Raw genomic sequence first — 24,483 nt, forward strand, 5'->3', positions numbered from 1 at the left:
GGGACTATGACAGGTCCTGGATCGAACGGACCATCGCCTCGATGGCCTCGGGCGTCTTGCTGACGTCCTGGCCACCACCCTGGGCGACGTCGTCCTTGCCGCCGCCGCCGCCGCCAAGGATCTTCGCGGCGGTGCGCACCAGCGCACCGGCCTTGACGCCCTTGGTACGGGCCGCCTCGTTGGTGGCAACCAGTACCAGCGGGCGCCCGTTCGAGGCGCCGGTCAGTGCGACGGTCGAAGCCTCGGAGCCGAGGCGGTCGCGCAGGTCCAGCGCCAGGGTGCGCAAGCCTTCCGCGGAGGAAACCTCGCCGGCGTCGTGCGCGATGACGCGGACGCCGTTGATGTCGCGGGCCTGGGCGACCAGTGTGCCGGCCTGGGCTGCCAGCTGAGCAGTGCGCAGGCGTTCGATCTCCTTTTCGGCGTTGCGCAGCTTGGCGACCGTGTCGGTGATGCGCTCGTTGAGCTGGGCCGACGGAACGCGGAACATCGCGGAGAGTTCGGAGACCAGTGCGCGCTCGGCAGCTCCGTGGCGGAAGGCCTCCATGCCGACCAGGGCCTCGACGCGGCGGTTGCCCGACCCGACGGAGGCCTCGCCCAGCAGCGTCAGCGAACCGATCTGCGCGGTGGCGTCCACATGCGTACCACCGCAGAGCTCGCGGCTCCACGCACCGTTGATCTCCACCATGCGCACGGTGTTGCCGTACTTCTCGCCGAAGAGGCTCATGGCGCCTGCGGCGCGGGCCTCGGCCAGCGGCATGACGTTGGTGAGGACCTGGTGGTTGTTGCGGATGGTGAGGTTCACGACCTCTTCGATCTCGTTGCGGGCCGCGGCGGAGAGCGCCTCGGACCAGGAGAAGTCGAAGCGCAGGTAGCCGGCCTTGTTGTAGGAACCCGACTGCAGCGCGTCCGGGCCAAGGATCTCGTGGAGTGCGGCGTGGACCAGGTGGGTGGCGGAGTGCGCCTGCTCGCCGGAGAGGCGGCGGGCGCGGTCGACCTCGGCCAGCACCGTGGCATTGGCGGGCAATTCGCCCTCGCGCACAATCGCCTGGTGGACGTTGAGTCCGCGGATCGGCGACTGGACGTCCAGGACCTCGAGGACGAAGCCGTCGCCGGTGATGAGTCCGACGTCGCCCGCCTGGCCACCGGCCTCGGCGTAGAACGGGGTCTCGTTGAGCACCAGTTCGATCTGCTGGCCCTGCTCGGCCACCTCGACAAGTTCGCCGTTGTGGACGATGCCGCGCACCGTGGACTCGCTGGTCAGCTCGTCGTAGCCGGTGAAGATGACGTCTCCGCGCTCGTGGAGCTGCGTGAAAACAGTCAGGTCGGCGTGGCCGGCCTTCTTGGCCTTCGCGTCCTTCTGCGCACGGGTGCGCTGTTCGGTCATCAAGGCGCGGAACTTGGCCTCGTCGACGGACAGGCCGGCCTCGGCGGCGATCTCCAAGGTGAGGTCGATCGGGAATCCGAAGGTGTCATGCAGGGTGAAAGCGTCCTCGCCGGAGAGCGATTCGCCCTTGGCCTTGGACTGGCTCATGGCTTCTTCCAGGCGGGTGGTGCCCGAGGCGATGGTGCGCAGGAAGGCACGTTCCTCCGCATAGGCGATGCGGGCGATCCGTTCGAAGTCTGTCTCGACGATCGGGTAGACGCCCTTCATGGCGTCGCGAGAGACCGGCAGGAGTTCGGGAAGTACCGCGGTTTCCACGCCCATCAGGCGCATCGCACGGATCGCGCGGCGGATCAGGCGGCGCAGCACGTAGCCGCGGCCCTCGTTGCCCGGGGAGACGCCGTCGGAGATCAGCATCAACGAGGAACGGATGTGGTCGGCGACCATGCGCATGCGCACGTCGTCGGTGTGGTGCGGGTCGCTGGGGTCCTCGGTGGAGGTGTACTCCTTGCCCGCGAGCTCGGCGGCCTTGTCGAGCACGGGACGGACCTGGTCGGTCTCGTACATGTTCTCGACGCCCTGCAGGATCATGGCCAGTCGTTCAAGACCCAAGCCGGTGTCGATGTTCTTCTTGGGAAGTTCGCCCAGGATTTCGAAGTCGTCCTTGCCGGTGCCTTCGCCGCGCTGGTACTGCATGAACACGAGGTTCCAGATTTCGATGTAGCGCGTGTCGTCGGCCTCCGGGCCGCCCTCGATGCCGTACTCGGGTCCGCGGTCGTAGAAGATCTCGGAGCAGGGGCCGGCAGGGCCGGGCTGGCCGGTGGACCAGTAGTTGTCCGCCTTGCCCATCTTCTGGATGCGCTCGGCCGGGACGCCGATCTTGTCGCGCCAGATTTCCAGGGCCTCGGTGTCCTCGTGGTAGACCGTGATCCACAGCTTCTCGGGGGGAAGGCCGAAGCCGCCGTCGGCAACGGGCGTTGTCAGCAGCTCCCAGGCGTAGGAGATCGCGCCTTCCTTGAAGTAGTCGCCGAAGGAGAAGTTGCCGGCCATCTGGAAGAAGGTGCCGTGACGCACGGTCTTGCCGACTTCTTCGATGTCACCGGTGCGAATGCACTTCTGGACCGAAGTCGCGCGAGTGTACGGCGGCTCTTCGCGAGCGGTCAGGTACGGGATGAACGGGACCATGCCGGCCACCGTGAACAACAGCGACGGGTCCGAGGAGACCAAAGAGGCGCTGGGAACCGCGGTGTGGCCCTTTGACTCAAAGTAGTCGACCCACCGGCGTGCAATTTCCTGCGATTTCATTGTTCCTCTTCGGTCCCTTCGTGCTTACGGGGTATCTGTGGTGCGCTGCGTGCCACCCGAATCCATGTGAATCGGGCAGAACGTCGCTAACAAGTTTAGTGGCGGCCGTGGCCGGTTGTTTCATCCAGACCCAGGGCCTGGCGCAATTCTGTTTCTCGTTCGTTCATTCCGTCTCGGAATGCGGCAGCGACTTCGTGCAGTGAATCGCTAATGCGCCCCACCGTGCGGTTCAACCCGTCGGGGCTCGCCAGCGACTTTGCCTCGCCGATCTTGCGAGCTGCCAGTACGCCGACACCGATGCCGATGCCGACCCAGAAAAGCTTCTTCATCTCTGCTTCCTCTTCTTCCTGTTGGGTCCGGGCCGCCGTGCGCGCCTCGTGTCTTCCGCGGGGAGAACGACCCAACGTCCGGTGCCGTGCCCATCACATTCGATCCACAGCTGCCGGGATCGATAACTGGTCGTTGCCTAGCGGCTGCGGCGTCCCCTGCCCGAAGGCTTGGCGCCCAGCGCCGCGCGAACTCCGGAAGAGAACGCGGCGACCTTGATCAACGGCCTGCCGACGGTTGCCGCGACGAGTGAGGAAAGGGCGCTGATGTTGGCAGAGGCGTCGGACACATTGTTTGTAATGCCTTCGACCTTGCGCAGCTGGTCATTGGTGGTGGCAACCGTCGTGGTGACCTCGGTCAGGAGCGGAGTGGTCCCGTCGGACACGTCTCGGACCGCAGCCCGTAGCTCGTCAAACACCTTGCCGAGCTTCCAGATGGGAACTGCCAACAGTGCCACAAGCACCGCAAATACCCCCGCTGCGATGAGTCCGGCGATATCCGACCCTGTCATGTGCTTTTCCTCTGCCGTTGGTGACGTGTGCTGTTCCACCTTACCGAATCGTGGCCGGTGGCACAGAACCGAAACCGGCTGATCGGGGCCCGGATAGCACGAAGCCCGCGACCAAGGCCGCGGGCTTCGTGCTGCACTGCGTCATTCGGATGAGCCTGAGCCCGTCGAATTTAGCGTGCGTAGTATTCGACCACGAGGTTCTCTTCGCAGGTTACAGGAACCTCGGAGCGCTTCGGGCGGCGAACGAGCTTGGCCTGGAGGGCTTCAAGCTTGACGTCCAGGTAAGCCGGAACGGCCGGGAGAACGTCGCGGTGAGCACCGGCAGCGGCGATCTGGAACGGGCCCATCTTTTCGCTACGCTCGTGAACGTGGATCAGCTGACCCTCGGACACGCGGAACGAGGGACGGTCAACGCGCTGGCCGTTAACCAGGATGTGACGGTGCACAACCAGCTGGCGAGCCTGGGCGATGGTGCGGGCGAAGCCTGCACGCAGAACCAGGGCGTCCAGACGCATTTCCAAGAGCTCGACCAGGTTTTCACCGGTCTGGCCCTGGGTGCGCTTGGCTTCTTCGAAAGCACGGGTCATCTGTGCTTCGCGGATGCCGTACTGGGCGCGCAAGCGCTGCTTTTCGCGCAAACGCACTGCGTAGTCGCTGTCCTGCTTCTTGCGGGCACGGCCGTGCTGGCCCGGACCGTAGGGACGACGCTCCATGTACTTTTCAGCTTTAGGAGTCAGAGCAAGGCCGAGGGCGCGCGAGAGGCGAACCTTACGGCGGGCACGAGTGTTGTTAGCCACGAGTGTCCTTTTCTTTTTAGAGCGACTGTTTATCTAGCTGGCCTCCATCGTGGAGAGTTGTGGGAAGCCGCTTCCCAATTCACTACAACCCATGCGTGCGCACCAGCGGGAACCGAAGTTTCGCAGGAGATGAACACAAGGCTTGCCAGCCAAGGATCCATCCTACCACCCCGGGCAAATCCGCGTCGCATCGCGGAGGACCCGTGTCGCTGCCCTCCGGTGGTCGGCATTTGGTACCTGTCTACTTCCTTCCGCGGAACTTCGCGCGGATGATGCCCCTGATCCGCTCGAGCCGTTCCCCGATGAGGCGTTCGGCACCATTGACCGTCGGGCGGTAGTAGTCGACGCCCTGCAGGTCGTCTGGTGCGTACTGCTGCGTGGCGATCGAATGGGGGGCGTCGTGCGAATAGATGTATCCCTTGCCGTGCCCCAATTGCTGGGCGCCGGCATAGTGGGCGTCGCGCAGGTGCATGGGAACACCCCTTCCGCGCCCCGCGCGGACGTCGGCGACCGCCTCGTTGATCCCGTTGTAGGCGGCATTGGACTTTGGCGCCGTTGCCACATGGACCACCGCATGGCCCAGGATGATGCGCGCCTCGGGCATGCCGATGAGTTGGACGGCCTGCGCTGCGGCGACCGCGGTCTGCAGGGCTGTTGGGTCAGCCATGCCGATGTCCTCCGACGCGCTGATCATGATCCGCCGGGCGATAAACCGCGGGTCTTCGCCTGCTTCAAGCATCTTTGCGAGGTAGTGGAGCGCCGCGTCGACGTCCGAGCCGCGCACCGACTTGATGAAGGCGCTGATGATGTCGTAGTGCTGGTCCCCCGCCTTGTCATAGCGCTGGACGGCGGCGTCCATGGCTCGCTCTGTGTGCTCGAGCGTGATTCGGATCCGTGGTTCATCGGCGGCAGGGCCGTCGGGGTCCCCGTCTTGATTCGCACGGACTGCGGTATCCGCATCGGAGCCTGGCAGGTCGGTTCCGGCGGCCTGCGTGGCTTCGCCGGAAGGTTCCGGGAGCTGCCGCGCAGCCTCCTCCGCACTCCATGCGACGCCTGCTGCTGCCTCCAGCGCCGTCAGTGCGCGGCGGGCGTCTCCCCCAGCCATGCGCACCAGGTGGTCCAGCGCGCTCATCTCCATGACGAGTTCGTCATTGAACCCGCGAGGGTCCTCAAGGGCACGGGTAATCAAGCCGGCGATGTCGGATTCGTCCAGGGGACGCAGCGTGAGTAACAGCGAGCGTGAGAGCAGGGGGGAAACGACGGAGAACGACGGGTTTTCGGTGGTGGCCGCGACTAGCACCACCCACCGGTTTTCCACACCCGGGAGCAGAGCATCCTGCTGGGCCTTGTTGAACCGGTGGATCTCGTCGAGGAACAGCACGGTTGTGAGCCCGCGCAGGTCGCGGTCTTCCAGCGCCTGGTCCATGACCCGGCGTACGTCCTTGACTCCTGCGGTAATGGCACTGAGTTCCACGAATCGACGTCCCGGGGCTCGGGCGATGACGTGGGCGATGGTCGTTTTCCCGGTGCCGGGTGGTCCCCAGAGGATGATGCTCGAAGGCCCGGAAGGACCTGGCCCGTCGACGCCGGCCAATTGGCGCAGCGGGGAACCCGGCTTGAGTAGGTGCTGCTGGCCAACAAGCTCTTCCACCGAACGGGGCCGCATCCGGACCGCGAGCGGCGCGCGGGGGCGGACGTACTCGTCGTTGTTGTCTTCGTCGTCATCCAACGCGCTGAGAAGATCGTTCACTCCCCTAGCCTAGTTCAGCCTGTCTGCTCCTGAGTCCAGGCGGAGGCCCGGCTCCCCCCGATGGCGCTCTCCGTACAACTCGATGTGTACCTGCGGCGGATTCCCGACATGGTGGCCGGATCAGTCCGCGAACAGCGGTGGCGTGTATACGGAGATGCGGAGTTCCGGATGCCAGTGAAAGTTGCGCTCCGGTTCGCCGCGCGGTTGACCGGCCCGTTCAACGAGGTGCGGGACGCCACCGATCATCTTCATCGTGATCAACCCGGCGTGGACCTGCAAGTGGTGATACAAACAGAGCAATGCACCATTGCTGACGCTTGTCTCGCCGCCCTCGAGCCATGGCTTAACATGGTGGGCTTCACTCGTCGCGGCCGATCTGACGCAGCCCGGAACCGTGCACCCGCGGTCCCGAAGCGCCAGTGCCCGACGTTGGGCCTTGTTGAAGCCGCGGGCCTCTCGCCCTAGGTCTAGCAGTTCTCCCTCGGTACCCAACACTGCTGGAAGCAGGTCTGCATTGCAGGCCATCCTCCTGATGTTTGCCGCCGAAACGGGTCTGCCGTGGCCGGTGAGGCCTGCTTCCTCGAGCTGCCCGAGGAGGCTTTTGTATCCGATAAGAACACCGATCTTGACGCGCATCCCTCCGCTATCGGCTACGTCGCCATTCGAGAGCACTCCGGCGCACGCAGCAACGACCGCATCGAGCAGCAACTGCTGGGCGCTGCGCCGATCGGCCGCCCCGGCCTCGAACGGTTCGACCGGCGGCACCCCGCAGTCGAGCTGACTCAGTGGCCAGCTCGACTGGTCGGTCCCCGGGGCCACGGCCCATTCAGGTGCCGGCGTTCCTGCGGGGCAATAGGTTGGGGTGCCCGAGGCCGGGTACATGGCATGGGCATCCGGCGGTGCCGAAGGCGGCCTTGTGACTGCCGCCGTTGAGGCGGATGCCGGCGGGAGTTTTTGCGATCGCGGGTTGCTCCACGCTTCTCCGAAAGCGAGGAGGACTTCGGAGTCGATGGGATCGCAGCGAAGCAGGAACTCGTCGCTCCCGTCCCTGTAGCCACGGTAGAACATGCCGCGTTTGGCGAGGATCTCTTCACTGGTGATGGGTGAGCCGTCCTCGGCCAGGAAACCCTCCCAGTCCCGCAGTGCCTTGCCGCAGGATTTCGGTTCTCCTGTTCTTGCCTCGTGCACGAGTGATTCCTCGATCGCGGTCGTCACGGCTCGTGCGTCGGGCCGCGGCGATATCCGCGGCTGCATGCCTTCAAGCCGCGCCGCGAGGGACGCGAGATTTCCGACGTCGGCCGTCCCGTCCGAGGCTGCGCCGGCCAGCACCGGGTAGCTCGCTTGCGGGGCGGCAGGAGGACGGGCCGTGTCCGTGTTCCCGGTTCCCGGTACCGGCGTGGGCGGGGGCGCCGGAGCGATCATCAGGCGCGCACCCGTCAGACGGCGACGGGCCTCCGTGGCGGAAATGTGCAAATGCGCCTGGGTATAGGCGACAGTGTTCCGGTGCGGTGCCATGCCCCGGCACATGACGACCGGTGGAATCTCCACTGTTCCCTCGGCAAGCGCTTCTGGATCGGCAACCAAGTCGTCCACACGCTGGGCTGTCGTGGGGTCGAGCCGGTGGACTTCGGCGGCGTCGGCCTCGAAAGTGGCCACGAGCTGGGCATAGGCGATGGCGCGGTGCCCCTGTTCGAGGAGGCCGAGCATGACAGCACTTGCAGCGGCATCAAGGGACGCCGCTGCAAGCCTTGCTGTCAGTTTCCGCAGGCCGAGCACGGCAGTGGCCATGTCCTGCCCGACTTTTCCGGGGTCCGTGTCCACCTCCGGCAGTGCGCTCGTCTGCGTGTTCATGCGCATCATTCTCCGCTTCCCCAGGGATTCGTGCGGGCCAAAAAGGGCAACTGTGGGGGGAAGTTACTAGACCGGCTGACCACACCGCCCCCCCATTCTGGCGGCGGTTTCACGAAAGATGCAGACGTATACGACGTGTCTGTAGAGTCAAATGCGGCGTGTTGCATGATGCCCACCGGCGGGGCTACCCGCATCGCTTGGGTTCCGGATGCTGATTCCGGGCAAGTGCATTCTTGGAGACTAAGGAAGTTATGAAGGCAGTTTTGCAGGTTGTTTCACGAGCAGCGGTAGAAGTCGAGGGGGAAGTCGTCGGCAAGATCGAGGCTCCGGGTTTGCTCGTGCTGCTTGGCGTAACCCACGACGACACACCGGCGCTGGCCGCAAAGCTTGCTGCAAAGGTTTGGCGGTTGCGGATGCTCGCAGGTGAAAAATCTTGCGAGGACCTGGATGCACCTTTGCTTGTCGTCAGCCAGTTCACCTTGTACGGGGATGTGCGCAAGGGACGACGCCCCGGCTGGACGGCCGCAGCTCCGGGTTCGGTGAGCGAGCCGCTGTACGAGGAGTTCATGGCCCAGCTGCGTGCGTTGGGAGCGCACGTGGAGTCGGGCGTGTTTGGGGCCATGATGGAGGTTTCGCTCGTGAATTCGGGTCCGTACACGCTCGTCGTCGACACGGACGACTTGCCGGGATAGCAACGTTCCCGAACCAACCATTGCGGTACGGCGCCGCCTCATGTGGGCACCGTGCCTCGAGCGAAGGAGCAGGCCCAACCGGCCGGCACCGGGGCCACGTGACTGAGTAATCGTGCAGCGACCAAGCGTAGGCGCGCGAATGCCGGTCCTCTATGTTGTCCGTGAAGTTGGTACCGGTGCAGGCGTGCGGTTGACGGCATTTAGGCGCATACTTCGAGTTGAACTGGGGGAGCATCTATCCCATAGATTCTCGAGGTTCGCCATGAAATTCTCCAGAAGATTGGCCCCTGCGATGTTTGCCGCGGCGGTCTTGGTGACAGCGGAGCTGCCTCAGGCTGGCTTGCCGGTCCCGATTCCCCGACCGGCTTCTTCGGAAGCGATGGGAGCACAACTCTATGTGCAACCTGTGCTGGGCCGAAACGCTGGCTTGGGGCTCACCACAGCATTGGCGATCACACCGTCCGCGCACACTGGCAGCCCACCAGCCCAAATCCCGTTCCGGTTCGCATCCGCCGGTCCGGCCAGCAGGTCGTGGTTGCAGGTTGCCGTAGGCACGCGCCTACCGGTCATGCCTCACTTTGCTACACCACCATCGAAATTCCGTTCCAAGGTGCGCGCCGTACTGAACCGGTATGGCTGTTCGTCCTCGGGCATCAGTGTCAACGACAGGCGCCTGGGCAGGTACGCCAACGGCATGTCTGATTGGTACAAGAACGTGGTCCTGGTGCGTAGTTCCATGCCGGCGAGCCGGGTAACGTATGTAGCTGCCCACGAGTGCATGCACATGCGGCAATACCGGGCCTACAGGGGAAACGTGAAGAGGCTTTCCGCCGCCATGAACCGGATCTACGGCGGGAAGGGATTCGCCGGGCTGGAGCGCAACGCGGACTGCATGACCCGCCTGATGGGAATCAGGGTCACGAACAGCGCATATGCTTCATCGTGCAGCGGGGCCAAGAAGGCAGCGGCGCTGAAGGTTCTCAAGGGCAAGCGGGCCTGAAAAGCCATCACCCAGGGCACCGAATCCGACCCGCTGGCATCCAAGGGCGTTCATCGCCGACGGCCGGGCTCAAGTGTGTGGAACTCAGATCCGTGATCCTGCGCGTGTCGCTCCCCTGTGAACGAGTCTTCTAGATCAGTCGTCGTTGCGACTCAACGCCCTGGCTTGCGCCGTGCGTCGCTGCCGCAGTCTCCTGGCGTCGGCGGCGATCCGCGTCCGCCTCCAAGATCTGGCCACAATCACCGACGCCATCACCAAGACAGCGATGTTCAGCCCGCTTCCCCAGGTCAAACCTTCCTCGAGCAGCCGGGCAAGCACAAAGAAGACGGCGAACCAGGCTAGTCCAACGATCATCAAGACACGCTTCGCGAGGAGGCTACGCCTGATCGCGGACGGATTGATGGCTGCGAGTTGGGCCGCGAAGACCTCGACGCTCCCAAATTCCGTGGCGGGGGCACCTGCATATCCAGTGTGGGCACGGTGCGCCTTTGCCTCGCGCAATGCTTCTTCCGCTTGGGCTCGGGAGAACAGGTAACGGCCGCGAAGCAGATTATCCGCATGCAAAAACCAACGCGAATCCTCCCACTTCGAGTCATCGACCATTCGTTGTCCTGTCTTTGGGCGCAGGGGAATCCCTGCGGCGAAGAGCCCCACGCCAGCCAGGGGGATGCTCCAGTTCGGGGGCGCAGGGATCAGGTCTTCTGGCATGGTGGAAACCAAGATGATCGTTCCGGCGGTCCAGGCAAGCACACCGGCCCACGTCACGCCGGCCTCAACCAGTTTGCCCCGCGTTCGCAACACCCACCCCCAGATGCCAAGACCCACCGATGCTGACGTCAGCGGGAAGAGCACGACAAGCTGACCTTGTGCGCTGTGCCCGTTCCAGCCATCGTCGATTCCTATCCACAACCCCAGGGCCACAAGCATAGCGCCCAGCGACAGCAGCATCACCTGGAGGCCCGCAACGGGGCTCCGAAAAGGCAGATCCTTTTCAAGAACGTCCGACGGAGGGCGCAGGCGCATGCCAAAGTTGCGGCCAAACGCTTCTGGCTTGCCGAACAACGACGAAGGTGTCTGACCACTTGCCAAAATGCTCGCACGAACTTCCGCCAGCTTGAGCCCGACGTCTTCCGCATCGGCGCCAAAGAGGCGCATCGCGGCTGCGGCGCGCATCGCCCAATCCCGGTGCTCGCCGGTCCATATGCCAACTTCCAGCCGCCACGGCTCTGCCTGGCTTTCCCGCTTGTTCATGCCGTCCTGTTCGTTCGAATGTTGTGGTGTCGCGGATGCCTCGATCCGACGCGGTAGGTCAGTTTCGCAGGACGGCGTCCTTGAAGTAGAACCAGAGTTCACGTTGGGCCGCGAGGTGCCCGCGCCCGGAACCGGTGAGCGTATAGACCTTGCGGCCAGGTGCCCCGTCGCCGTCTTCCCACGTGCTGTCCAAAAGGCCGGCGGCTTCGAGCTTCACCAACGCCGGATACAAGGTCGACCCCTTGATGGGTGAAAAGCCCCGCCCTTCGAGGCTCTGGGCCAGTGCGTACCCGTGGTTCGGCCCTCCCTCCAACGCGTCCAGCAGGCTCATGGGGAGCATCGCCCTTTGCCAGCTGCCCGGGAACTTCTTCTCTTCGATCATGAGGCCCACTCCCCCGCCGCAGCCCGTAGGGCAATGCATGTTGAACGTGGTTCCCGACGATGCAATGTACAGACAAAACGGGGCATGTCTTGGCCTTTCTTTGGGGGTGGGTATGCTTGCCTGACGCACGCCGCCGAAAACTCGACTAAGTCAAAAATTTATCTAGATAACAAATGGTAGCAAAGTTTTCAACAATTGGAATTGGACGTTGCGGGTGTGTTCAAATTGTCGCCGGCGAGCAACAGTGTCCGTGGATTCCCTTTGTATACGCGCTGCCGACGATGGCCCAGGAACCTCGACACTCGCGGCGAACTTGCCCTGCCCGCGCCCGCCACCTGCAGTCTGGCGGTTCCCGCGCTGGCGAATCCCCGCGTTAACGCCGCGGGGCGGGGGAAGGACGCCGATCCATGTGGATCAGTGCCCCTCCCCCGCCCCGCGGGTCGAACCGGGTGGTGCGGTCTACTTGGCGTCGACCGTTTCGTTGGCATCGGCCTTCTTGGCCTCCGGCTTGGCGTCAACGCCGGCTTCCTTGCGCTGCTGCGGCGTGATCGGCGCCGGTGCAGCGGTCAGCGGGTCGAATCCGCCGCCCGTCTTCGGGAAGGCGATGACATCGCGGATCGAGTCGGAACCGGTGAGCAGCTGCAGCACGCGGTCCCAGCCCAGGGCGATGCCGCCGTGCGGGGGCGCGCCGTACTTGAAGCCCTCAAGCAGGAAGCCGAACTTCTCCTGTGCGGCTTCCTCGTCGATGCCCATCATCTTGAACACGCGTTCCTGCAGCGCGGCCTGGTGGATACGGATCGAGCCGCCACCGATTTCGTTGCCGTTGCAGACGATGTCGTAGGCGTAGGCGAGTGCCGATTCCGGGTCGGTGTCGAAGGTGTCCATGAACTCGGGCTTCGGGGAGGTGAAGGCGTGGTGCACGGCGGTCCACGCACCGGAACCGACGGCGACGTCGCCCGAGGCAACCGCCGCAGCGGCAGGCTCGAACATCGGGGCATCGACAACCCAGACGAAGGCCCAGTCGCCGTCCTTGATCAGGCCGGTGCGGTGGCCGATCTCGACGCGGGCGGCGCCGAGCAGCGCGCGGGCCTCGGTCTTGGAGCCCGCGGCGAAGAAGATGCAGTCGCCCGGCTGGGCGCCGGTGGCATCGGCCAGGCCGGCACGCTCCGCGTCGGTGAGGTTCTTGGCCACCGGGCCGGCAAGCTCGCCGTCCTCCTTGAAGAGCACGTAGGCAAGGCCTTTGGCGCCGCGCTGCTTGGCGAATTCCTGCCAGCCATCCAGGGTGCGGCGGGGCTGCGAGGCGCCGCCGGGCATGACCACGGCACCAACGTGCGGTGCCTTGAAGACGCCGAACTCGGTGTCCTTGAAGAACTCGGTCATGTCGGTCAGCTCGAGGCCGAAGCGCAGGTCGGGCTTGTCCGAGCCGTACTTGGCCATGGCCTCGTGGTAGGTGATGCGGGCGATCGGGGTCGGGATCTCGACGTCGATCAGCTTCCAGAGTTCCTTCACCAGGGCCTCGCCGAGCGCGATGATGTCATCCTGCTCGACGAATGATGCCTCGATGTCCAGCTGGGTGAACTCCGGCTGGCGGTCCGCGCGGAAGTCCTCGTCGCGGTAGCAGCGGGCGATCTGGTAGTACTTCTCGAAGCCGCCGACCTGCAGCAGCTGCTTGAACAGCTGCGGGGACTGCGGGAGTGCGTACCAGGAGCCCGGGGACAGGCGTGCCGGCACCAGGAAGTCGCGGGCGCCTTCCGGGGTGGAACGGGTCAGCGTCGGGGTTTCGATCTCGCAGAAGCCCTGGTCGTGCAGCAGGTTGCGGGCCACGCGGTTGGCCTCGGAGCGCAAGCGGATGTTGCGGTTCGGGGTGGGGCGGCGCAGGTCGAGGTAGCGGTGGCGCAGGCGCGCCTCTTCGCCGACCTCGACGTGCTCGTCGACCTGGAACGGCAGCGGCGCGGCGGTGTTCAGCACGACGACCTCGTCGGCAATGACCTCGATCTCGCCGGTGGAAAGGGCGGGGTTCTCGTTGCCCTCCGGGCGGCGTTCGACCTTGCCGGTGACCTGCAGGACGAATTCGTTGCGCAGCGGGTTGAAGTCTTCCTCATCGCGCACCACGATCTGGGCGAAGCCGGAGGCGTCGCGCAGGTCAAGGAAGGCGACGCCGCCGTGGTCGCGGCGGCGGGCCACCCAGCCGGTGAGGGTGACGGTTTCTCCGATGTTCCCGGCGTTCAGGGTGCCGAGTTGGTGAGTGCGTAGCACTGCATTCCTTTCCAGAAGGGTGCGGATTGCGCATGGTCCCCGCCCGCCGCGCCGGTGGCGCAGGATGGAGGGGGTGCGGATGTGAAGAATCTATGTGCGAGTTTACCGGCACGCGGCCGACGGCGGCCACGGAACCGGGCCCGGTGTGTGCCGAGTCACGGGGCGACCCGTGCGGGAGCTCCCCGCGACCCGGCACGGGCGCTAGGCCGGTACGGGTGCCGGGGCGCCGACGAGGTTGGCCAGGTCCTGCGCGGCGGGGCTCCAGGAGGCCGGGTCGGCCGCTTCCTGGGTGCCGGTGCGGATGTCCTTGACCTCGTGGGTGCCGTCCTCGGCGGTGAACCAGACGAACGGGATGCCGCGCTTGTCCGCGTACTTGATCTGCTTGCCGAACTTCTCCGCCTTCGCCGCGACCTCGCAGGCGATGCCGCGGGAGCGCAGTGCTGCCGCGACGTCCTGTGCGTCGTTCCAGGAGGAGTCGTTGGCCAGCGTCACGTACACGGCCGAGGGCACCGAGCGGGCCGCCACGGCGGTGTTCTCTGCGAGCATGCGCGAGACAAGGCGGGTCACCCCGATGGACAGGCCGACGCCCGGGTAGTTCTTTTTGCCGGTGGAGGCCAGGGATTCGTAGCGCCCGCCGGAGCAGATCGAGCCGAGGGACTCGTGGCCCACCAGGACCGTCTCGTAGACGGTGCCGGTGTAGTAGTCCAGGCCGCGGGCGATCGACAGGTCGGCGACGACCTTGCCCGGGGCGCGCAGCACGGCGGCCTCGATGACCTGGCGCAGCTCGTCCAGGCCCTCCTCCAGGAGCGGGTGGGTGACTCCCAGGGCGCGCACCTGCTCAACGAACGAGGTGTCCTGCGTGCAGATCTTTGCCAGCGAGAGTGCGGCCGCGGCCTGCTCGTCGGTGGCGCCGAGCTCGGTCTTGAGCAGTTCGGCGACCTTCTGCGCTCCGATCTTCTCCAGCTTGTCGATCGAGCGCAGCACGCCGGCGGTGTCCTCGAGCCCGAGGCCCAGGTAGAAGCCCTCGGCGAGCTTGCGGTTGTTCACGCGCAGGCGGAAGTCGCCGATCGGCAGCGCGGAGAGCGCCTCCGCGATGACCAGGGCGAGTTCGACGTCGTAGCGGAAGGGCAGCTCGCCGTCGCCCACCACGTCGATGTCAGCCTGGGTGAACTCGCGGAAGCGGCCGTCCTGCGGGCGTTCGCCGCGCCAGACCTTCTGCATCTGGTAGCGGCGGAACGGGAAAGCCAGGTGCCCGGCGTTCTCCACCACGTAGCGGGCGAACGGCACCGTCAGGTCGAAGTGCAGGGCCAGGGCGTTGGGGTCGTCCTTCGCCGATTCCTCGGCGGCCAGGCGGGAGAGCCCGTAGACCTCCTTGTCGATCTCGCCCTTGCGCAGCAGCTGCCCGACGGTTTCCACGGCGCGGGTCTCGATGTTCGCGAAACCATGCAGCTCGAAGATCCGGCGCAGCGTGTCAAGTACATGCTGTTCCACCGCGCGCTCCTGCGGGAGCCATTCGGGGAAGCCGGATAGTGAGGCCTTGCGTGCCATGAAGTGGGTACTCCTTGAGTCAGATCGGGGTTGTGGAACCTGTGGCGCCCGTTCAGCCGCGCAGCGGGTGCTGCACCGCGGCGTCGCACGCCAAGTACCAAGTCTAGTCGCGCCGCGGGTGCGCCGAGGGCGAAACCGCGCGACCCGTTGCCGCAATTTTCACCGAAGAGTACCTGCGGCCTTGCCAACGCGGGTAAAGTGGCGGTGACAGTTGAGTCCCGGCGCACAATCCGGGGCCGAACCTTAGCGAAAGAGTTTCAGCGGTGACCACCAGTCAGCAATCCGACGACAATCTCCAGCCGGCAGTCGTGGCCGAGGAGCAGCAGCACGAGGCAACCCCGGCCGAGCCGGCGACGCCCGCAGCACCTGCAGCCCCCGCCGCCCCGGCACCGACCCCGGCGGCAGCCGCGGTTCCGCGCCCGGGTGCCAAGGGCGCCCCCGCGAAGAAGGCAGCCCCCGTCCAGGCTCCCCCGACGTACACCACGCCGCTGGAGGAAGCCGCTAAGTTCGGCCGCGTATCCGAGGACGGGCACGTCTTCCTGCTCATCGACGGCACCGAGCACCCGGTGGGCCAGTACCCCGATGCCACGGCCGACGAGGCCCTGGCCTACTTCGTGCGCAAGCACGACGAAGTGGTCTCCGCACTGCTGCTGCTCGAGCAGCGCGTCGCCGCCAAGGCGCCGAGCTCCGACATGAACAAGACCCTTGACCACCTGGCGGCCACCGTTGCCGAGCGTGCCATGGTCGGCGACATCGCCGCCTTGGAGGCGCGCATCGAAACCGCCCGCGTTGCCGTGGCGGACCTGGTAGCCACCGAGCGCAAGGCCAACGAGGAACTGCGCGCCACCGAGCTCGCGGCCCGCGAGGCCATCGTCAAGGAGGCCGAGGAACTGGCCGCGCTCGACCCCTCCACCGTGCAGTGGAAGCAGGGCTCGAACCGCATGAATGACCTGTTCGATGCGTGGAAGGGCGCGCAGAAGTCCGGCGTCCGTCTGGGCCGCGCCACCGAGGATGCCCTGTGGAAGCGCTTCCGCGGTGCCCGCACCACCTTCGACCGCCACCGCCGCGCGTACTTCTCGCAGCTGGATGCGACGAACGCCGACGCCAAGCGCACCAAGGAAGCGCTGATCGCACGCGCCGAGGAGCTCTCACAGTCCACCGAGTGGGGTGCGACCGCCGGCGAGTACCGCCGCCTGATGGACGAGTGGAAGTCCTCCAAGCGCGCTTCGCGCAAGGACGACGACGCCCTGTGGGCACGCTTCCGCGCCGCGCAGGACGTCTTCTTCGAGGCCCGCCAGGCGGCCAACGCCGCCATCGACGAGGAGTACGGAGCCAACCTGGTCGTCAAGGAGGCCCTGCTCGTCGAGGCCAAGGCCCTGCTGCCGATCAATGACCTGGCCGCTACCAAGAAGCTGCTCGAGTCCATCCGCGACCGCTGGGAAGCCGCGGGCAAGGTTCCGCGCGCAGACATGCAGCGCGTGGAATCCTCGCTGCGCCAGGTCGAGGACGCCGTTCGCGCGGCGGAGGACGACCAGTGGCGCCGTTCCAACCCGGAGACCAAGGCCCGCTCGAACTCGATGCTGACCCAGCTCGAGGACGCCATCGCCGGCCTCGAGGACGACCTCGCCAAGGCCCAGGCCAAGGGCGTGGAGTCCAAGATCCGCTCGGCGCAGGAAGCCCTTGACGCCCGCCGCCTCTGGCTCGAGACGCTGCAGAAGTCGGCGGCGGACTTCCAGTAGTCCCCCGCACCATCGAAGGACCCCGATCCACACGGATCGGGGTCCTTCGGCGTTTCCCGTGCGGTGCGCCGAAGGGCGTGCGGCCTTCCCTTTCCATCGTCGGTCCCTGCTCGCATACTGGAGGAAGATTTGCATTCCAACACCTGACGGTGCTCCCGGGCACCTGGTTCCGCTGCCCGGACACCGCCATTCCGTCAGGAGGCCCCCGCATGAGCAACCAACCCAACCCGCAGTCCATCTGGCGGCGCAAGCCCATCTCCGAGATGGAGACGGAGAGCAAGCACAGCGGACTGCAGAAGTCGCTGGGGCTGTGGCAGTTGACGGCAATCGGCGTCGGCGGCATCATCGGCGTCGGAATCTTCTCCCTCGCCGGGCTCGTGGCGCACGGGGACGACACACACCCCGGCGTGGGGCCGGCCGTGCTGTTCTCCTTCCTCATCGCCGGCCTGGCCTCGGCGGCGGCCGCCCTGTCCTACGCGGAGTTCGCCGGCATGATCCCGCGCGCCGGGTCCGCCTACACCTACGGGTACGTCGCGCTCGGCGAGCTGATCGGCTGGTTCATCGGCTGGGACCTGCTGCTGGAGTACATCGCGATCGTCGCCGTCGTTGCCATCGGCATCTCCGGGTACATCAATGCGTTCCTCGCCGGGTTCGGCGTCCAGCTGCCGCAGGGCATCTCGGCGACCGCCGACGAGGGCGGCGTCGTCAACGTCCCGGCGATCCTGGTGTGCCTCCTTGTCACCTGGATCCTGGCCCGGGGCACGAAGACGTTCGGCCGTTTCGAGCTGGTGGCGGTGGGCATCAAGATCGTGCTGATCCTGTTCATCATCGGGTTGGGCATCTTCTACATCGACACCAACAACTACAACCCGTTCATGCCCAGCGGCTTCGGGCCGGTCCTCACGGGCGCGGCGACGGTGTTCTTCGCGGTGTTCGGCTACGACGCCATGAGCACCGCGGCCGAGGAGGCCACCGACGGCAAGAAGCACATGCCCAAGGCCATCATCTACTCCCTGGTGATCGCCATGCTGCTCTACGTGGCGGCGACGCTGGTGCTCACCGGCATGCAGAACTACCAGGACATCGACCCCACCGCGGGGTTCGCCTCCGCCTTCACCGGGGTCGGGCTGCCCGTGGTGGCCAGCATCATCTCCGTCTTCGCCGTGCTCTCCATCCTCACGGTGATGCTCACGTTCCTGCTCGGTGTCAGCCGCGTCTGGTTCTCGATGAGCCGCGACGGACTGCTGCCCAAGTGGTTCTCCAAGGTGGACCGCCACGGAACCCCGGCCCGCGTGACCTGGATCGCCGGACTGGGATCTGCCTTCCTGGCCGGCATCTTCCCCATCCGCCTGGTGGCCGACCTCACCAACATCGGCATCCTTGCCGCGTTCGTCGTGGTCTGCGTCGCCGTCATCGTCTTCCGCTACACCAAGCCCGATGCCCCGCGCACCTTCCGCCTGCCGTTCATGCCGGTGGTCCCGGCCATCGGTGCACTGTTCTCGCTGGTCCTGATCTGGCAGCTTTCCTGGGACACGCACCTGCGATTCGTGGTGTGGCTGGCGATCGGCCTGGTCATCTACTTCACCTACGGGCGCCGGCACTCGCTGATGAACCCGCACAGCCCGCGGCACGCCGAACTGGACGACACCCCGGAACCGCAACCCGGGGCGAGCTGACGGCCACGGGTCCACCGAACCCGTTATCCACAATCCGCCCCGGGTCCGCCCGGAACGCCGCAGTGGCTGTGAAGCTGGAGGCATGCACAGCACAGCGACCAGCGACATACCCACCACCACGGCACCCGCGGCACGGCACGCCGAGTCCCGCGTTCCCGAACGGCGGCCCCGCCCGCTGGCGGAGCAGATAACCCTGGTGGACGAGCCCTTCACGCTCAACGAGCTGCAGGCCATGCGGTTGCGCGGGGTGCTGCGCGAGGTGTTGCCCGGGGCCTACGTCCCGGCCACGGTCAGCGACACGCCATCAGCCCGCGCCCAGGTCGCCTCCGTGGTCGCCGCGGAGCACCTGGGAATGCAGAGCGCGCTGTGCCGGCGCACCGCCGCGTGGGTCTACGGCTGTGCGCCGATGCCCGGGGAACTGGAACTCGTGGTTCCCCGCTACCACAGGCCATGCCCGCCGACGGCGCGGATGATGCTGCGGCTGAGCGAAGGCATCGTCGACGAGGACCAGATCTGCACGCTGGGCGGGGTCAACGTCACCTCGCCGCTGCGCACGGCCATGGACGTGGCCTTCAACAGCGAACTCGAACAGGCCTTCGCCATCCTGCGTTCCATCCAGGGTTCGGCACGGCTGCGTTGCAGCTATCCGCGGATGCTCGAACAAATCGAGTCCTCGGTGCGCCGCCCCGGACGACTGCGGGCCCTGGCCATCATCCGGCGCCTCATGGAGGAGGCACCGGAAGCGGCGGCCGCCTAGGAGCGTTTGTGCCCTCCGGTGGTACGGTAGACGTCGTAGACGCCGTCGATGCGCCGCACGGCGTTGAGCACGTGGTTCAGGTACTTCGGATCCCCCATCTCGAAGGCGAAGCGGGAGAATGCGACCCTGTCCCGTGAGGTGTTCACGCTGGCGGCCAGGATGTTGACGTGGTTGTCCGAGAGGACCTTTGTCACGTCCGAGAGCAGCGACTTGCGGTCGAGCGCCTCCACCTGGATCTCAACGAGGAACACGCTGGACTTGGTGGGTGCCCACTGGACCTGGACCACGCGGTCCGGCTGCAGCTCCAGCTGCTTGAGGTTAACGCAGTCGGCGCGGTGCACCGAGACACCCGAACCCCGCGTGACGAAGCCGCGGATCGGGTCCGGCGGCACCGGGGTGCAGCAGCGTGCGAGCTTGGCCAGCACCTCACCGGCCCCCTGGACCACCACGCCGGCATCGGAATCCGCGAGGCGCCCGGGCACGGCGTAGATCGGAGTTTCCTCGAGAGCGGCCTCGACCGTGCTGCTCTCCCCGCCGACCATGGCGGTGAGGTGCTCGATGACGTTCTGGGCCGAGACATGCCCGTCGCCGACCGCTGCGTAGAGCGAAGCGATGTCATGGTGGCGCAGTTCCTGGGCCACGGCGCTGAGCACGTCGTGGGTCATGAGCTTCTGCAGGGGCAGGTTGTTCTTGCGCAGCGACTTGGTGAGCTGCTCCTTGCCCTTCTCGATCGACTCCTCGCGGCGTTCCTTGGTGAACCACTGGCGGATCTTGTTCCGTGCGCGCGGGGACTTCACGAACCCCGCCCAGTCCTGGCTCGGCCCGGCGCCCTCGGCTTTGGAGGTGAAGACCTCGACCAGGTCGCCATGGTGCAGTTCGCTGTTCAGCGGAACCAGCTTGCCGTTGACCCGGGCACCGATGGTGCGGTGCCCGACGTCGGTGTGCACGGCATAGGCGAAGTCCACCGGGGTTGACCCGGCCGGCAGCGCCATGATCTGACCCTTGGGCGTGAAGACGAAGACCTCGGCGGAGTTGATCTCGTAGCGCAGCGAGTCCAGGAACTCGTTGGAGTCGCTTGTCTCGTTCTGCCAGTCCATGAGGCTGCGCAGCCAATCCATGTCCTGCTGGCCCGATTTCACGTCCCCAGCGGCGGTTCCGTGCTTGTACTGGAAGTGCGCCGCAACGCCGTATTCGGCGCGCAGGTGCATGTCGTGGGTGCGGATCTGGATCTCGACGGGCTTTCCGCCGGGGCCGATCACCGTGGTGTGCAGCGACTGGTAGAGGTTGAACTTGGGCAGCGCGATGTAGTCCTTGAAGCGGCCCGGCAACGGGGTCCAGCGCGCGTGCATGAGCCCAAGCGCCGCGTAGCAGTCCTTCACCGAGTCGACGAGCACGCGCACGCCCATCAGGTCGTGGATGTCGTCGAAATCCTTGCCGCGCACGATCATCTTCTGGTAGATCGAGTAGTAGTGCTTGGGGCGGCCGCTGATCGTCGCCTTGAGGCGGGCATCGTTCAGGTCCGCTTCGATGGCTGCGCGCACGGTGCCCAGGTACTTCTCGCGTTCCGGGGTGCGCTCCCCCACCATGCGAACGATCTCCTCGTACACCTTGGGGTGCAGGGCCGCGAAGGAGAGGTCCTCGAGTTCCCACTTGACGGTGTTCATGCCCAGGCGGTGGGCCAGCGGCGCGAAGATCTCCAGGGTCTCGCGCGCCTTCTTGGCGCTGGATTCCGGGGACACGTAGCGCCAGGTGCGGGCGTTGTGGAGGCGGTCGGCCAGCTTGATCAGCAGGACGCGGATGTCCTTGGACATCGCGATGACCATCTTGCGCACCGTCTCGGCCTGGGCGGCCTCGCCGAACTTCACCTTGTCGAGCTTGGTGACCCCGTCCACGAGCTTCGCGATCTCCTCGCCGAACTCCCGGGTCAGCGCGTCCAGCGAATACTCGGTGTCCTCCACCGTGTCGTGCAGCAGCGCCGCGGCAAGGATCGACCCGGTCATGCCCATCTCGGCGAGGATCGTCGCGACCGCGACGGGATGGGTGATGTAGGGATCGCCGCTCTTGCGCTTTTGGCCCTCGTGGTGGTGCTCGGCGACCGCGTAGGCGCGGATCAGCAAATCCAGGTCGGCCTTCGGGTTCTGGGCGCGCACGGTGCGCAGCAGGGGCTCGAGAGTCGGCGGCTGGGCGCTGGCGCCCCTGCCTGCCAGCCGGACCAGCCTGGAAATCGTCCCACGCTTCGGCGGCGGTCCCGGGGTCCCCGGCATCGTGACACTCTGGTTCTCAACCATTGGAGCGTGTCTCCTCTCGATATGATGCGATGCTGGGGGTGACCAGCGGTCGCGCGCTGCGATGGCGGCGGGCCCCCTCGGCCGGGAAACCGGGCCCAAGGGGTTCGCCAACGTCTTCTGCAAGGTTATAGCACATCGGCTTAATACAAGTCGGCGGGGTAGCGGACGTTACATCCGCCACCCCGCCGACCGGGTGGAGCGCGTTAGGCGTTCTGGCGCGCCAGTGCGATCTTCTTGTTGTGGGAAACCACGTCTGCGTCCTTGCGGCGAAGCCACGCGTACAGCGGTGCCTGGACGAAGATGGTGGCCAGGGTGCCCACGATGATGCCGACGAACAGCGCCAGCGAGAGGTCCTTCAGCGTGCCGGCGCCCAGCAGGTAGGAACCGATGAAGAGGATCGAGGCGACGGGCAGGACCGCAACCACCGAGGTGTTGATCGAGCGGACCAGGGTCTGGTTGATGCCCAGGTTCACCAGTTCCTCGAAGTTCCTCTTGTGCTGCTCGGTGAAGCCCGCCGTGTTCTCGCGGATCTTGTCGAACACCACCACGGTGTCGTACAGCGAGTAGCTGAGGATCGTCAGGAAGCCGATGACTGCCGACGGGGTGACTTCGAAGCCGGAGAGCCCGTAGACGCCCCCGGTGATGACCACCACGGCCAGCAAGCCGATGATGGCAGCCAGCGACATCTTCCAGGTCCGGAAGTACGCTGCCATCAGCAGGGCCACCAGGACCACGAAGACAACAAGGCCGATCAACGCCTGCTTGGAGACGTCCTCGCCCCAGGTCGGGCCGACGAACGTGGAGGTGACCTCGTTCTTCGTGACGCCGTAGGCCGAGGCCAGCGCGTCTGCGACCTGCAGGGTCTGGTCGGTGCTCAGCTTCTCGGTCTGGATGCGCATGGTGTTCGGCGCAATGTTCGTCACGCTCGGGTGGTGCTCGGGTGCGACGCCGCGCACTGCCTGTTCACCGGCAGCGATGTCCACGTGCTGCACGCTGGAGACCGTGAACTCGGAACCGCCGCGGAAGTCGATGCCCAGGTTGAAGCCGCCCTTGACGACGGGAACCAGGATCGAGAGCAGCACCAGCACGCCGGTGATGGCGAACCAGAGCCTGTGCTTGCCGACGAACGGGTAGGACCGCTTGCCGGTGTAGAGCTCGTTGCCCCATGTTGCGAGATTAGCCATGTGATGAATCCTTATCAGCGCTGTCGTCCTGCTTGGTGGCCACGCCGTGGGCGGCGGCCTGGCGTCGTTCGGCGATCGTCTGGCGACGTTCGGCCTCCTTGGCCGCACTGGCGTTCTTCCTGCCGCGGGCGGCATCCGCTTCGGTGCTGAAGCTGCGGACCTTGCCGGCGCCCTGGTACAGCGGCACGACGCCGAGCAGCGACGGGTCGAGGCCCGAGAAGCGGTGCCCCTCGCCGAAGAACTTCGTCTTGGCGATCAGCTGCAGGACCGGGTGGGTGAACAGGTACACGACGATGATGTCGATGATTGCCGTCAGGCCCAGGGTGAAGGCGAAGCCCTTGACGTTGCCGACAGCCACGACGTAAAGCACGATGGCGGCGAGGATGTTCACGGCCTTGGCCGCGAGGATGGTGCGCTTGGCGCGCTTCCAGCCCATTTCGACGGCGGAGGCCAGCGGGCGGCCGTCGCGCAGCTCATCGCGGATGCGTTCGAAGTAGACGATGAAGGAGTCGGCGATGAGGCCGATGGCCACGATCAGCCCGGCGACGCCTGCCAGCGACAGGCGGTAGTTCATGGACCAACCCAACAGCACGAGCGCCAGGTAGGTCAGCACGCCGGAGACCAGCAGGGAAACGATGGTCACGAAGCCCAGGGCCCGGTACTGGAAGATCGAGTAGATGCCCACCAGGATCAGGCCGATGAGGCCGGCGATGAGGCCGCTCTTGAGCTGGTCCGCGCCGAGGGTTGCGGAGATCTGCTGTTCGGACTGGATCTCGAAGCTGATCGGCAGCGCGCCGAATTTCAGCTGGTCGGCCAGCGCCTTGGCGCTTTCCTCGGTGAAGTTGCCGGTGATCTGGGCCCGGCCGTCGGCGATCACCGCGTTGGTGGTCGGAGCGGAAATCACGGTGCCGTCGAGCACGATGGCGAACTGGTTCTGCGAGCCCGGCAACGTCACCAGTCGCTGGGTGACCTCGGCGAACTGCTTCTTGCCCTCTTCGTTGAACACGAGGTTCACGGCCCACTGGCCGGTTACTGCGCCCTGCTGGCCGCGGGCCATTTCGGAGTATGCGTCGGCGATGTTCGCGCCGGGGACCTCAACGGGCCCCAGGATGTACTTGGCGCCCGTGTCGGGCTCGCAGGAGATCATCGGCTTGGCCGGGTCGTGGACCGTGTCCGCGCCCTTGCCCAGCTCGGCGGGGCAGTCGTAGGCCTCGAACTCGGTGTACAGCTCCGGGGTGATCCAGTTGGTGTCCGAGGCGTTCTTCGGTTCCTCGGTCGGCTTGGGCAGGTCCGCTGCCGGGGTGCGCTGGTCCTCGGGAACTGCGGCGAAGGCGCCGGCGATGATGACCGGGCGGAACTCCATGTTGGCCGAGGCCTGGATCAGCTGGCGGGTGCGGGCGTCGGGAACGCCCGGCATGGAGACGACGACGTTGCGACCCGACTGGGTCGTGATTTCGGCTTCCGAGACACCGGAACCGTCGACGCGGTCGCGGATGATCTCCACGGCCTGGTCAAGCTGCTCCTGCGTGGCGGTGGCTCCGCCCTGCACGCGCGGCGCCAGGATCATTTGGGTGCCGCCCTCGAGGTCGAGGGCCAGTTTCGGGGCAAAAGTCGACTTCCCGCCCAGCACGCCCGTAACAAGGATGGCTGCCGAGATGAGGAAGATGACGCCGAGCCACAGCAGGGATTTGCGCGCCTGCTTGATCGGACCAGTAGTTGACATCGTGAGGCTTTCTGATTGGTGCGACCGCCTCAAGTGGCGGGCGAAGTCTCCGCGTAAAACCCGGG

Annotated in this window: 18 protein-coding genes; 5 read left to right on the forward strand and 13 right to left on the reverse strand. The window is 66.0% G+C overall.

The genetic code is table 11. The features are described 5' to 3' along the window. Positions 1-4 precede the first annotated feature (4 nt). From alaS to ACSYDW_RS00430, 6 genes are all read right to left on the reverse strand, one after another. Positions 5-2,686 (reverse strand): alanine--tRNA ligase, encoded by a 2,682-nt coding sequence (alaS, locus tag ACSYDW_RS00405; RefSeq protein ID WP_438336726.1) that lies wholly within the window; start codon positions 2,684-2,686, stop codon positions 5-7. Between the two features lie 95 nt (positions 2,687-2,781). Continuing rightward, entirely contained in the window at positions 2,782-3,015 is a 234-nt protein-coding gene (locus ACSYDW_RS00410) for a hypothetical protein (protein ID WP_438336727.1), read from the reverse strand. Between the two features lie 137 nt (positions 3,016-3,152). Next, a complete protein-coding gene (locus ACSYDW_RS00415) occupies positions 3,153-3,524 on the reverse strand; it encodes a DUF948 domain-containing protein (protein ID WP_438336728.1) in 372 nt (123 codons plus the stop codon). A gap of 170 nt (positions 3,525-3,694) precedes the next feature. Further along, on the reverse strand, positions 3,695-4,321 hold the full coding sequence (gene rpsD / locus ACSYDW_RS00420; RefSeq protein WP_438336729.1) for a 30S ribosomal protein S4: 627 nt from the start codon (positions 4,319-4,321) through the stop codon (positions 3,695-3,697). A gap of 241 nt (positions 4,322-4,562) precedes the next feature. Next, positions 4,563-6,071 carry a replication-associated recombination protein A gene (locus ACSYDW_RS00425; protein WP_438336730.1) on the reverse strand — a complete coding sequence of 503 codons (1,509 nt, stop codon included), beginning with the start codon at positions 6,069-6,071 and terminating at the stop codon, positions 4,563-4,565. A gap of 120 nt (positions 6,072-6,191) precedes the next feature. Next, positions 6,192-7,922 (reverse strand): HNH endonuclease signature motif containing protein, encoded by a 1,731-nt coding sequence (locus tag ACSYDW_RS00430; RefSeq protein WP_438336731.1) that lies wholly within the window; start codon positions 7,920-7,922, stop codon positions 6,192-6,194. 251 nt (positions 7,923-8,173) lie between these two features. Between ACSYDW_RS00430 and dtd the strand changes: the two genes are divergently transcribed. Together dtd and ACSYDW_RS00440 are read left to right on the forward strand one after the other, a co-directional pair. Further along, entirely contained in the window at positions 8,174-8,614 is a 441-nt protein-coding gene (gene dtd, locus ACSYDW_RS00435) for a D-aminoacyl-tRNA deacylase (RefSeq protein ID WP_438336732.1), read from the forward strand. 694 nt (positions 8,615-9,308) lie between these two features. Beyond that, positions 9,309-9,614, forward strand: a complete 306-nt coding sequence (locus ACSYDW_RS00440) for a hypothetical protein (protein ID WP_438336733.1) — start codon at positions 9,309-9,311, stop codon at positions 9,612-9,614. A 135-nt stretch (positions 9,615-9,749) separates the two neighbouring features. Here the strand turns inward: ACSYDW_RS00440 and ACSYDW_RS00445 are convergent, their stop codons facing one another. From ACSYDW_RS00445 to hisS, 4 genes are all read right to left on the reverse strand, one after another. Beyond that, the gene (locus ACSYDW_RS00445) at positions 9,750-10,865 is read right to left on the reverse strand and encodes a hypothetical protein (RefSeq protein ID WP_438336734.1); all 1,116 of its coding nucleotides are present in this window, start codon (positions 10,863-10,865) and stop codon (positions 9,750-9,752) included. A gap of 58 nt (positions 10,866-10,923) precedes the next feature. Beyond that, positions 10,924-11,247: a PadR family transcriptional regulator gene (locus tag ACSYDW_RS00450; RefSeq protein ID WP_438336735.1), complete on the reverse strand. Its 324-nt coding sequence runs from the start codon at positions 11,245-11,247 to the stop codon at positions 10,924-10,926. A gap of 459 nt (positions 11,248-11,706) precedes the next feature. Then, positions 11,707-13,503 (reverse strand): aspartate--tRNA ligase, encoded by a 1,797-nt coding sequence (aspS, locus tag ACSYDW_RS00455; RefSeq protein ID WP_438336736.1) that lies wholly within the window; start codon positions 13,501-13,503, stop codon positions 11,707-11,709. A 201-nt stretch (positions 13,504-13,704) separates the two neighbouring features. Continuing rightward, positions 13,705-15,051 carry a histidine--tRNA ligase gene (gene hisS, locus ACSYDW_RS00460; RefSeq protein ID WP_438336737.1) on the reverse strand — a complete coding sequence of 449 codons (1,347 nt, stop codon included), beginning with the start codon at positions 15,049-15,051 and terminating at the stop codon, positions 13,705-13,707. A gap of 263 nt (positions 15,052-15,314) precedes the next feature. Between hisS and ACSYDW_RS00465 the strand changes: the two genes are divergently transcribed. From ACSYDW_RS00465 to ACSYDW_RS00475, 3 genes are all read left to right on the forward strand, one after another. Next, on the forward strand, positions 15,315-16,790 hold the full coding sequence (locus ACSYDW_RS00465) for a DUF349 domain-containing protein (protein ID WP_438336738.1): 1,476 nt from the start codon (positions 15,315-15,317) through the stop codon (positions 16,788-16,790). 209 nt (positions 16,791-16,999) lie between these two features. Then, entirely contained in the window at positions 17,000-18,466 is a 1,467-nt protein-coding gene (locus ACSYDW_RS00470; RefSeq protein ID WP_438336739.1) for an amino acid permease, read from the forward strand. An 82-nt stretch (positions 18,467-18,548) separates the two neighbouring features. After that, complete coding sequence (locus ACSYDW_RS00475; RefSeq protein ID WP_438336740.1) at positions 18,549-19,223, forward strand: type IV toxin-antitoxin system AbiEi family antitoxin; 675 nt, start codon at positions 18,549-18,551, stop codon at positions 19,221-19,223. Here ACSYDW_RS00475 and ACSYDW_RS00480 read toward each other — a convergent pair. From ACSYDW_RS00480 to secD, 3 genes are all read right to left on the reverse strand, one after another. Next, the gene (locus ACSYDW_RS00480) at positions 19,220-21,511 is read right to left on the reverse strand and encodes a RelA/SpoT family protein (protein WP_438336741.1); all 2,292 of its coding nucleotides are present in this window, start codon (positions 21,509-21,511) and stop codon (positions 19,220-19,222) included. The two genes, ACSYDW_RS00475 and ACSYDW_RS00480, sit on opposite strands and share 4 nt — an antisense overlap. A 203-nt stretch (positions 21,512-21,714) precedes the next feature. Then, the gene (gene secF, locus ACSYDW_RS00485; RefSeq protein ID WP_438336742.1) at positions 21,715-22,695 is read right to left on the reverse strand and encodes a protein translocase subunit SecF; all 981 of its coding nucleotides are present in this window, start codon (positions 22,693-22,695) and stop codon (positions 21,715-21,717) included. After that, positions 22,688-24,418, reverse strand: coding sequence for a protein translocase subunit SecD (secD, locus tag ACSYDW_RS00490; protein WP_438336743.1), 1,731 nt, complete (start codon positions 24,416-24,418; stop codon positions 22,688-22,690). Before secD ends, secF begins: the two co-directional genes overlap by 8 nt. Positions 24,419-24,483 lie beyond the last annotated feature (65 nt).

It is taken from the genome of Paeniglutamicibacter selenitireducens, assembly GCF_051550675.1.
Taxonomy (GTDB): Bacteria; Actinomycetota; Actinomycetes; order Actinomycetales; family Micrococcaceae; genus Paeniglutamicibacter.